Here is a 10641-nt window from a genome sequence, read left to right on the forward strand (position 1 = left end):
CGTCCAGTGGGTGCAGCTAGGGCTATGGATTTACCCATTGCTTTCCACAGGCTGACAATCGTGTGAGTTGTGAAGGTTTTTCCAACCCCAGGGCCACCAGTGAGGATCATGATTTTGGAATAGGCTGCTGTTTCTACAGCTTGGCGTTGCTGTTCTGAAAGCTGAATTTTACGGCTAGCAGTAAAGCGCTCAATCCAATCACGCACACGCTCAATGTCAGTGCCAACAGGTTTTTCCAAGCGTTGGCGTATTAGTTGAGCTAAATTCTGTTCCGTATGGAAGTAAGTTGGCTTATAGCAAAGTAGTGTTTTCTCTTCATCCCGCTCTCTAATCAGGTCATCTGCGAGAGCCATATCTTTAATAATGATCGCAACCGCTTCTTCTGTGGACTGATGAGATTCGGTTGTCAGCAGTTTAATTACCGACTCAATCAGTTCGCTTTGTGGTAGGTAACAATGACCATCTTCGGCGGCCTCACTTAGACAGTGGACAATCCCCGCACGATAACGAAATTCTGAGTCAGGCGCAATTCCAATATTTCTCGCAATCTTGTCAGCAGTTAGAAAGCCAATACCGTAGATGTCGGCTGCTAGCTGGTAGGGGTTTTTGGTAACAGTGGCAATTGCTTCATCCTTATATTGCTTGTAAATCTTCACGGCATAGGTGGTAGAAACGCCATGCCCCTGGAGAAACACCATCACTTCTTTGATCGCTTTCTGAGTTGACCAAGCGTTTTTGATTAAAGTAATCCGCTTTTTAGCGATGCCCTGAACTTCAATTAATCGCTCGATCTGGTTTTCGATAATGTCGAGCGTTTCAAGTCCAAAGTGAGCTACGATGCGTTTGGCTGTTACTGGCCCAACACCTTTTATGAGTCCACTGCCTAAATATTTCTCAATTCCGGTAAGAGTGGCTGGTTTGGTTTCTTGATAATTGATGACTTGGAACTGTGGCCCAAATTGTGGATGGTCACGCCAGAAACCAGTTAGTTGTAAAGTCTGCCCTGGCTGGATGTTAGCAAAGCTGCCGACGATTGTTGTGAGTTCGTTGCTACGGGGGCGGGTCAGTCTTGCCACTGTGTAACCCGATTCAGCAGAGTAAAAAGTTAAACGTTCTACGACTCCGGTGATTGTTTCGTGTTGAGGAAAGGCGCTTACTTGTTGAGGGGAAAGATTCGGTGGAGTGGACATTGCTTATCATCAGATGCCGCACATCATTATAATACTAGAAATCAGTTAATTATAGTACATAAATACTAAGTCGCCTGCCTGAAATTAGTGTAATGAAGAAGCACCAAATACATCAGATACTATCTTCAGAAACAAAGAGAAATTGACACCGCACGTTCCCTCTACCTTGATTTTGATGAAATACATCTAACTTTGTGGTAGAACTACGGTGGCTAGTTGGACAGCAGCGCGGAGTAGCCCAGCTTAATTTATTTAAAACGAAGTGATGATAAGCTTTTGAGTTGATTCAACTATATAAGCTTATGAAAGTCCAAATTTAGATAGCCAAATATTATCTGTGCTTACTCCGTTGTCGTTATAATCTAGTTTTCAAGAAAAAGTTAGCCGAAATTATAAGTGAGCCAATTTAGTGAGCCTTATTATTTGTTTATTTAATCAAGCTGGTGGAGTTGGGAAATCCACTCTAGCGATTAATCTTGGTTATCACTTAGCACAATTAAAGCCTGCTAAAACCAAGCATCACTACCGAGTTCTTTTAATTGATATAGATCCTCAAGCTTCACTTACTAACTTTATGGGAATTGCGCCTGAATCCCAAGAAAAAACCATTTATAATGCAGTGATTGATCAGGAAGCACTACCAATTCTTAAAGAAATTCATGGGATGGATTTTGTTCCGTCATCTCAGGATCTGACTTCAGCTGAATTAGAGTTAGTAGTAGCAGATATGCGTGATTTACGTCTTAAATATGCTTTGGAACCTGTAAGCGAACAGTATGATTTTATTTTGATTGACTGCCCCCCTAGTTTAGGCATTCTTACTTATATCAGTTTAGTGGCATCAACTCACGTTTTAGTGCCGATCCAGACACAATACAAGGCATTCTTGGGGACAGAATTACTCTTAAATACAGTAACACGCGTTAAGTCTCTTCCAAATCGAAAGTTAAAAATTGCTGGGTTTATCCCAACGATGTTTGATTCACGTAATAGCCAAGATGAACGAACACTATTAGCTATTCAAGAACAACTGTCACAGGTTGGGATAGTCTATGACCCAATTCCTCGATCTACTGCTTTTGCTGATGCTGCTGAAGAAAATGTTCCTCTGGCAATCTTTAATCCTAAGCATCCAGCTTTATCAATCCTAAAAAAAATTGTTAAAGGGCTGGAGAAATTATTATGAGTATAAAGCGTGATAAGCCTTATGGTCGCCGTCTTAAGGGATTAGAAGCTTTGATTGGCGAGTCTGTAGACACTCTTCCCTGTGGACAGTTTGTCACTATCGAAAAAATTCAACTCTCTGTTCAGCAGCCTCGCCGTTATTTTGATCCAAAAAAGCTAGAGCAGTTAGTACAGTCGGTTAAAGAACATGGCATCTTAGAACCATTGTTAGTCCGTTACTTATCTGATGATAAATATGAGTTGGTAGCCGGAGAGAGGCGTTACAGAGCAGCTAGTTTAGCAGGATTAACTGAAGTACCTGTAATTGCACGTTCGTTAAATGATCAGGAAGCCCTGCAACTGTCATTGGTAGAAAATTTACAGCGAGACGATCTCAATCCTATTGAAGAAACAGAAGGTATTTTAGAACTTATAGCACTTCAACTAGATAAGAAAGTGCCAGAAGTTATATCTTTACTTTATAAAATGCAAAATATTTTGGCGGGAAAAGTTACTGATAACGTTATCAGTAATTCTCATGCAGAGGATGTAAAAATGATTTTTACAGGCTTGGGGCTTATGGAATGGGAGTCGTTCACTGCTAACAGACTTCCTCTCTTGCGGTTGCCTGATGAAATTTTAGAAGTTCTACGCCAAGGAAAAATTGAATACACAAAAGCTAAAGTAATCGCTAAGTTGAAAGAAAAGACAGAACGTATTGCTTTATTGGAAGAGGCGATATTACAAAATTTATCATTAAATGAAATTCGAGAACGGTTGAAAACCCGTAAGTCGTCAACAGAAGAGAAGGAATTAGAGAAGCAAATAGATTCTACCTATAAGAAAATGAAAAAATCAAAGCTATGGGATAATCCCAAAAAGCGCAAGAAGCTTGAATTATTGTTTGCTCAAATAGAGATTTTAATTAACGAGGATGATTAAAACTGAACTAGAAGTTACTGCATCTTATTCTGTCTAAGACTCAGATGTCCCAAATGTGAGCAAACGGCGATTAGACTGAATACACCAGAAGTACTTTCAACAACAGTGATTCCTTCTCCTTTGCCATAAACAGTTTTAACTAGCCAAATAATCTTTAATTTTGTCTTGCTCACGTCGTAAAGCTTTGATACCTTGTCCATGAGCAGAGCGTACCTTGGAATGGCTGAGATTAAGTTTTTGTGCAACCTGTTTTGCTGTCAACTTGTCCTCGCCCGACAACCCAAACTGTAACATTAAGACTTGGCGTTGATTTGGTTTCAAGGTAGCTAATAAATCCTGTAAATCTGATCGGAGACATTCTAGAGCAACATACTCTTGTGCGGAGATTCTTTCGTCGGGTAATATCTCTTGCAGTTGGTTTTCTTGCTCCTCTCCAATTCCTAGCTCTAAAGAAACTAGCGGACGAAATGCGTTTAGGCATTCGGCAACTTGTTTAGGTGATGCATCAACAGCTTCAGCGATTTCTATAATAGTGGGTGTTCTTCCCAAGGTTTGAAAAAGTTCAACGTGTGCCTTTTTGATTTGCATCAATCTTTTGGTCAGGTCATGGGGTAGGCGAATAGTATGGGATTGTTCTGCAACTGCTCTGGTAATTGCTTGCCGAATCCACGCCTTTTGCATAAGTAGAAAATTTATAGCCCCGATTCGGCTCAAATTTTTCTACCGCTTTTTGTAGACCTATTGCTCCCTCTTGAATCAGATCCAAAAATTCCAGCTTACTCCAACGATATTTTTTAGCGACTGCAACCACTAAACGGAGGTTGGCGGTAATCATTAAATGTTTTGCCAGTTGCCCTTGTTCAAGGATTTGGGTTAATTCTGCTTCTGTTTTATTCACCTCGGCAGAGAGTTCAGACCCATTTGGAGAACGCTTTAGCCGTTGCACAAGAAGATTCTTTTGCTGCTCAAGTGCCAGCATAGACCTTACAAGTCTTGCATAGAAAATTTCTTGTTCAGGTAATAGCCTATCAATGCGACCAATTTCTCGTAGGTAAATTCCAAGTGTATCAGAGCTTTGGCTAGACATCTTGCGTTGCGTAAAGCTAATTTAGACCTTGACAGTAGAGTATAAATCAAAGAGTTAACAACGATCTAAAATTAATTTCTGTTACGTTGATAAAAAAGATTTCAAAAATTCTTATTGGGGGTTATATGGGGGCTATATATACCCCAACACTAGTTCAAGACTTTGGTGAATTTTTGACCCCTATATAGGGCATATATAGGTGCTAAATGGGGTATATTTGACTAGTCAACATTTTGTACCCCATTTAGCCCCCAAGGGGTTATGATAAGCTCTTGAGATTAGGAAAAAAAGAGGTAGTTATTTTATTCTTCTCTCCCCTACTCCCTAAAATTACCTGAACAGATAATTTTCACTTTCTCAAAGTGTATTACCTTTGTATTTATGTCAAACATTCACACCTTACAAAAAATTTTTCCGGCGGGTTTCGATAACGGTTACGGAAGTCTCAAACTTTTAGTCGAAGGCTTTGAAGTAGTTCGTGTCCCCAGCTATATAACTAATGCCGAGATGGAAGATGTTCCAGGGCGTGTAGTTTTTAACGGTAGTGCTTATACAGTTGGAGAGTCAGCTTACCGGACAGGGAATTATTTTGACCGCAACACAGACAATAATGAAAATAAAGTCAATAATGCGTTGCTGACTTTATTGGGTGCATTGGCGCATCTACCACATCGTAAGGCTTGGCACTTAAAATTAGTCGTCAGTTTACATGATGTTGGTCTGGCATCAGAACTACAAAAAGTACTCAATGGAGAATATCAGCCAATACTTGCTGGCAAACAATCAGAAGTAAAAGTAGAAGTCCTGAAAGTTGTACTAGAGGGTATGGGTGCATTGTTTGGGCATCCACTACCCAAAAAATTAACCATTTTAGACTTTGGCAATGGCACGACTTTGTATTCTCGTTACAACCGGGGTCAGCGAGAAGTTCACACTGCTTACCCCATCGGTGTAGAAGTTCTCATCGATGATATCTCCCAAAAAATGAAACATTTAAATGGCGGAAAAATCGGAGATCCATCCAAAATCCGATTTTGTTTGGAAATGGGGCATACCCGATACAGCCGTGACATCGATATCAAAGATATATACAGTGCTTGTTTGAAAGATTGGTATGAAAAATACTTGAAGAAAGTGGTGAATCTCACATTGGATGCCAAGCACCAAGGGGATGAAATCTGGGCGATTGGTGGAGGCTGCCTTTTACCTGGATTTAAGAAGCTTTTAGAGAAGAACGGCTTCAAAATCCTGGATAATCCGGTGGAAGCTAATGTCTCTGGGCTTTTAGAGATGGCAAAAACTATCACCAGCAAGAATCCAACTACTACATCTTTTAAGTAAAGTTATAACAATGGCAGATAAAAAAGACTTAGCACCGGAAAAAGTTCGCCTCAAAGATAATTATCGAGAGCGCATATTTGCAGAATCGCAAAAACTAGATAAAAGTTACCTGGACACGCTTTACTTTATAGTTGATTGCTATTTTGTTTTCATCAAGGCTGGATTACCTGCACAACTTTTAGCAAACACTCCGATTAATACAGAGTCAAACCAACTCACCTCTTGGACTTCAACTCCATTTGCAGAGGATAAAGAAGAAGATTCTTCAGGGGAAACATTCAGCCTTGATTTTGATTTGTAACCGTCAAAGGAAGTTGGCAACGGTAAAGCTCACGCAAGAATTTATTTCCCAAATGCTAGGTGTACGTCGTTCCGGTGTGACAGTAGTGGCTAGCACCCTCAGCCGAGCCGGAATGATCAGCTACCAACGTGGTCATATTAGCATCCTGAACCGAGAGGATCTGGAAGCAACTTCCTGCGAGTGTTATCAAGTCATACAAAACGAATTTGCTCGGTTACTGGGCTTCATGTCAAATTCGTCGTTCATCTCGTTCAGTTTGTGCAAATCTGGCTGGATCTTCAAAATAGATTTCATGAACCAGAATTCAGGATTCAGGAGTCAAAATTCAGTAGGGTATATTGCGACTGGTGGATGAATCAAGGATGAAAAACTGTATCAAATTTTCAATTTAGTGGTCTTAAATCAATGCCCGACTTCGCTACACTGAATTGTATTCTGACTTCTGAATTCTGGCTTCTGGATTTTTATTTATGCTACAGTCCGTAAAAGCGTATACTGTGTAAAAGATTCCACAGCGTTTCAGTAGCAAGACTCAAAGAAGGGACGAGGCATGGCGATCGCGGCTCAAGAGTCCCCGTGTTCTCGAAGGACCAAGATAGTCGCTCAAGTGCTGGCAATTCTATCTGTGAAAGCGCACTTCAAAACACAAGTGTAATAGTATGCCTACTAGTAACTGGCATTCTCAAGAATCTGCCATTAGTGAGGATTTATAGCCAAACTAGCTCCAGTAGGTAATTTATTGCCGAAAACTGGGGTTCAGCCACCACACCGATTCCTACGTAGGTAATTGACGAAACAATATACTAGCAAAGGTTGATTATGTACTGAGCGCAAAGCATACTCTTCTATAGAAGCAAACAGTAATGTATTTTGCAGTTGTCTATCGTTAGTTAATTGGGCAATGCAAGCCATTTGCTGTTGCATATAAGTATTGTTTTGCAGTAGTTCTTGGATGAGGTGTTGTAACACATCTATAAAACTGCTTTGGCGAGCGCGGCTGGAAGCTACCCAAGTTTGAATCTGGCTGTGAGCAGAAACTAAACTGCCCAGTCGTGTGATTAAGTTGCGATAAGCACCTTCTGGACTGATGCCTAAGTAGTGTTTATGTAAAATTTTCCAGCGATACTCCATTGCTTGCTTGGCAACCTCAAGTTCTTTTGGTTGAAGTAATTCCAACCGTTCTAAATCCTTTGCTAACAGCCAACGAACAATACTGTCTCTGGTAGTAGCACTTTGCTGTGAACATTCCTGTGCTAGGTGATTATGCCAGTACTGTTTTAGTGTTACAGCATCGTTTACTATAACAGGATTGTACTCTTTGAAGCTCAATTTTACAGTTGGCATTACAACTCCTTTGCTCTATTAATAGCGAGATTCGTCTGGGAAAATTTAGCCTTGCCAAATCAAGCGTAGGTTTGGGCAAAAACTGGTAATTCTTCAGTAAGTTGAAGTTGAGATAATTTAATAAATACAAACAAATCGGGGAGAACTAGAGTAGAACCACCAGTTTTTCGCTTAAACCAAAATCAGCACATTTGGATGAAGGAAACTAAATAATTTATAAAACATTACGAAATGCTAAGGCTGACTTGAATCTGAAAGCCCAAACTTATGATTTGTAAAAATTTTCAACTCTTCTCTATTCAATCAAAACTATGTTTAACAATATTTGGTAGCATCGGCGTTGCAGAAAAGGTAAAGATTTAAGCGAGAACTGGTCTGGTACGAATGGCACTAAGAAAAGCTGAAACACTAGTGGTTTAAGCAGTTTGCTTTCATATTTCGTAATTCGTGCCGGGGTTTGGTTATTAAGGGGTAAATTTTGGGGCGACGCTTGCGGACTCGTGGTTCACTGCGTGCGGGACGGTCAGGAACAGCCTTGTGAGCAATAACTTTAAGCATCGTGCGATGAATGGCACGCTTGATAACGCCAAATCCATTATTTATAAGGCTTTTGCGTGTGGGGTGTAGGGTGTAGTGACGAGGAAAATTATGAATGTTCACACTTTGTTTCTAATTTTCTTGATTTTTTCCGAACCTGCAACCCAACCCCCTGCCAGCAAGGAGGTTACGTCTTTTCAAGCGTGCCATTCGGATTAAGCCCCCGAAGATTAAGCCCAACTGGCGTTATCTAAATATGTAGTGCAACAGAAGCGCTCACGTCTATGCAGAGCATAAAGTTAATCATATAACTGCATTTATATAGTATATTTGTACTTGTAAATGGTTGGATTGCCAAAGCGAAAAGTAAGACACACTCCACTATTCTTCTAGAAATCAATTTCTAGAAGCATTTTATACTCTTTTAAGTTGTGTAAATGGCATCTTTGATGCTTATTTGTAATTTGTTAATTTAATTGTGCCGAGAGTCTTTGCATTTGCTGTTCTACAGACTTAATATATTTATCATTTTTAGGCAAAAGGCGGTTGAATATCTCCAGTATCGTTTGGTAACACGAGAATGCTTCTTCGTAAGGTAATAATTTCTCCAAACACTCAGCAAATTTTGTATACCCCTCTTCTGTCACTTTCCGGGAGGGCGATCGCTAGAAGCCGGATAAGGCAATCAATACAAGCTATCCTATTAGAAAAAATAGATCTTGTATTTGTTATTAGAAAATAAGCGTACGATTGCTTGCTATACAAAAGCTCTAGATTTTAGAAAAGGCAAATGTTTTCGGAGAGTGACAGAAGCTGTTCATGAGCGATCGCCCACTATGGATGAAAGAAACCATTCTGTTTTCTTAGGAGAGGGGTAAACCATCATTCACTTTTTTAAACTCGAAAACTGAGTTTTCAATTTAAAAAGCCCTGTAAAAATCCAGGGCTCTGTTTTTATTGCAGTTTATTAAATGCCAGCTTAAAATCTTTGCCAGCGCTTTCTATACACATAATTATCACTCAATCGCTTGGGTAAAAATAGCGCAGAACTACCCAATTTCTACCCATCTTACCTGGGTATTCCCTTAATAATTTCTTTAGACTTGCACACACCTTTACCGAGAAATCACTTATCAACAGATTTTGCAGCTAGCTGCCTTACATCTTCAGCCGAACAAGCCGTTATAACCTGCTTTGAATATCCCGTAACGCTTGCAGGCGTTTGTTTCCAGGCTTTTTGTCAAGAATTTACCGCGATCGCACCCTGTAACATCTGCATAACATTCACATTTCATCCTTACCTGATTGGATTTGCCCACAAACCGCATCATTAAGCCCCTATTCTTCCGTCACACAGAACGAAAGAGTAGGAGTTTGTTATGCCAAAATGACGTAAACTAGATATTTCTACGACTTTTTTTTTAAAATTTTTCCAGTTCCACCACAAAAGCTACAAGTTTTGTATTGTGGTATGGGAGACGAACCTATTGATTCGGGTTGTTCTATTTTACCTTTGCCAAAACAGTATGTACATTTAATCTCTTGTTTATCCGCCATTGGAAATAACCTCAACTACATAAATTGAGTATTCCCACTTGGAACGTGCGCTCGCCCTTTTTTTCATTCCCCATTCCCTGAATACCTTTTTTGTTACTGAAAAGGGCTATTTTAGGATAAATCTATCTTTGTAAGTCTATTTGTTGTGTTTGAGATTTAGCTAATATTTGATCAATTTGAGTATTAGCATCCTCAAAAGTTTGCAATATCTGGGGTGTAACTTTATTAATCTGCACCTGACCAGATTGCAAGTTTAAAATTACCTCTCCATTTTTCTGTGAAATAGTTAAATCCCTCTGCTGGGTATTGAAAGCCAAATCATAAATCTTTCCTTCAACTTGAGTGCCATTTTCATTAGGCTTACCCCAAACCATGCCAATCCTTTGAGCAATTTGAGTCAGCCGACTGATTCTTTCAAGCTCAAATGTATCTTGATTCATTACTGTCAACGCTTCGGCTGATAGTTGCTCACCAGTTTTAAACCCATTAGCCACTTCTACAATGCGTTTTTTGTAATTCTCCGACTTCCCTAACTTACTTGCGGCATTGTACCAATTTCTCAAGTCATCAATAGTAACTGATTTAGGTTGGACTTCTTGATTGGGTGCGGCTCTGTTTTGCGGTTCAGAAAACGGGACTATAAAACCCTCCACATAATCCCCCAACGGCTCTAGATGTAGTCCCCAGACCTGCTGTTTTTCAGTGAATAATTCTGGTAATGCTTTGGGTGAGTGCTTTTCCATGTCAGCCCATTGCTGTTGATAAACGGGGTCAGCAATCATATCAGGTGTGATTTGATACTGCTTACCGACTCGAAAGGCGACTTGCTTATCAATACCTGTCGCCAGAGCAATATCGCCTTCCTTAAACCCATACTGTTTGTAAGGCTCATAAGCTCTAGTAGTGTGAGTTCTGCCATATCCGCGCATGGCATCAATGCAAGTATTTACAGGTAGTGGGTTCGGCTCACCATGCATCATTAAAGGATAGTTCATCGGAATCGGTTTGCCTTTGATGACGGGAGGGGCGAGATTTTGAACCTCTTGGTTTGGGTGGAATTGAGCGCTTTGTTGAGGCGGGGACAATGCTGATTGAGATGGAGGTTTCAAAAACTGCGGTCGTGTGGCAAGGGAGCTAACAAATTGCTGATACTCAAGAGTAGATTCAATCACAGCCCC

Annotated in this window: 10 protein-coding genes and 2 pseudogenes; 6 read left to right on the forward strand and 6 right to left on the reverse strand. The window is 40.2% G+C overall.

The features are described 5' to 3' along the window. A partial coding sequence (locus G1O98_RS32720) for a helix-hairpin-helix domain-containing protein (protein ID WP_163937311.1) occupies positions 1-1190 on the reverse strand: 1190 nt, incomplete at its 3' end. Between the two features lie 409 nt (positions 1191-1599). On the opposite strand from G1O98_RS32720, the gene G1O98_RS32725 reads away from it, so the two are divergent. Further along, positions 1600-2376: a ParA family protein gene (locus tag G1O98_RS32725; protein ID WP_109013003.1), complete on the forward strand. Its 777-nt coding sequence runs from the start codon at positions 1600-1602 to the stop codon at positions 2374-2376. Beyond that, entirely contained in the window at positions 2373-3296 is a 924-nt protein-coding gene (locus G1O98_RS32730) for a ParB/RepB/Spo0J family partition protein (protein WP_109013002.1), read from the forward strand. Before G1O98_RS32725 ends, G1O98_RS32730 begins: the two co-directional genes overlap by 4 nt. A gap of 135 nt (positions 3297-3431) precedes the next feature. Here G1O98_RS32730 and G1O98_RS41265 read toward each other — a convergent pair whose 3' ends face one another. After that, positions 3432-3977, reverse strand: coding sequence for a sigma-70 domain-containing protein (locus tag G1O98_RS41265; RefSeq protein ID WP_306297106.1), 546 nt, complete (start codon positions 3975-3977; stop codon positions 3432-3434). Continuing rightward, positions 3901-4383: a sigma factor gene (locus G1O98_RS41270; RefSeq protein ID WP_313890060.1), complete on the reverse strand. Its 483-nt coding sequence runs from the start codon at positions 4381-4383 to the stop codon at positions 3901-3903. Before G1O98_RS41270 ends, G1O98_RS41265 begins: the two co-directional genes overlap by 77 nt. 381 nt (positions 4384-4764) lie before the next feature. On the opposite strand from G1O98_RS41270, the gene G1O98_RS32740 reads away from it, so the two are divergent. The 3 genes and pseudogenes from G1O98_RS32740 to G1O98_RS32750 all read left to right on the forward strand — a co-directional run. After that, complete coding sequence (locus tag G1O98_RS32740; RefSeq protein ID WP_163937314.1) at positions 4765-5724, forward strand: ParM/StbA family protein; 960 nt, start codon at positions 4765-4767, stop codon at positions 5722-5724. A 10-nt stretch (positions 5725-5734) separates the two neighbouring features. Next, positions 5735-6025 (forward strand): hypothetical protein, encoded by a 291-nt coding sequence (locus tag G1O98_RS32745; RefSeq protein ID WP_163937317.1) that lies wholly within the window; start codon positions 5735-5737, stop codon positions 6023-6025. Positions 6026-6053: 28 nt separating this feature from the next. After that, positions 6054-6248, forward strand: a pseudogene (locus G1O98_RS32750) (helix-turn-helix domain-containing protein); the annotation flags it as partial. A 533-nt stretch (positions 6249-6781) separates the two neighbouring features. Here the strand turns inward: G1O98_RS32750 and G1O98_RS32755 are convergent. Beyond that, the gene (locus G1O98_RS32755) at positions 6782-7369 is read right to left on the reverse strand and encodes a hypothetical protein (RefSeq protein ID WP_163937319.1); all 588 of its coding nucleotides are present in this window, start codon (positions 7367-7369) and stop codon (positions 6782-6784) included. Between the two features lie 408 nt (positions 7370-7777). Beyond that, on the reverse strand, positions 7778-8029 hold the full coding sequence (locus G1O98_RS32760; RefSeq protein WP_163937308.1) for a hypothetical protein: 252 nt from the start codon (positions 8027-8029) through the stop codon (positions 7778-7780). A gap of 905 nt (positions 8030-8934) precedes the next feature. Here G1O98_RS32760 and G1O98_RS32765 point away from each other — a divergent pair. Then, positions 8935-9240, forward strand: coding sequence for a hypothetical protein (locus G1O98_RS32765; RefSeq protein WP_163937322.1), 306 nt, complete (start codon positions 8935-8937; stop codon positions 9238-9240). A gap of 345 nt (positions 9241-9585) precedes the next feature. Here the strand turns inward: G1O98_RS32765 and G1O98_RS32770 are convergent. Next, positions 9586-10641: pseudogene (locus G1O98_RS32770) on the reverse strand (hypothetical protein); the annotation flags it as partial.

Origin of the sequence: Nostoc sp. UIC 10630, from assembly GCF_010747425.1 — a bacterium.
Lineage (GTDB): Bacteria > Cyanobacteriota > Cyanobacteriia > Cyanobacteriales > Nostocaceae > Nostoc.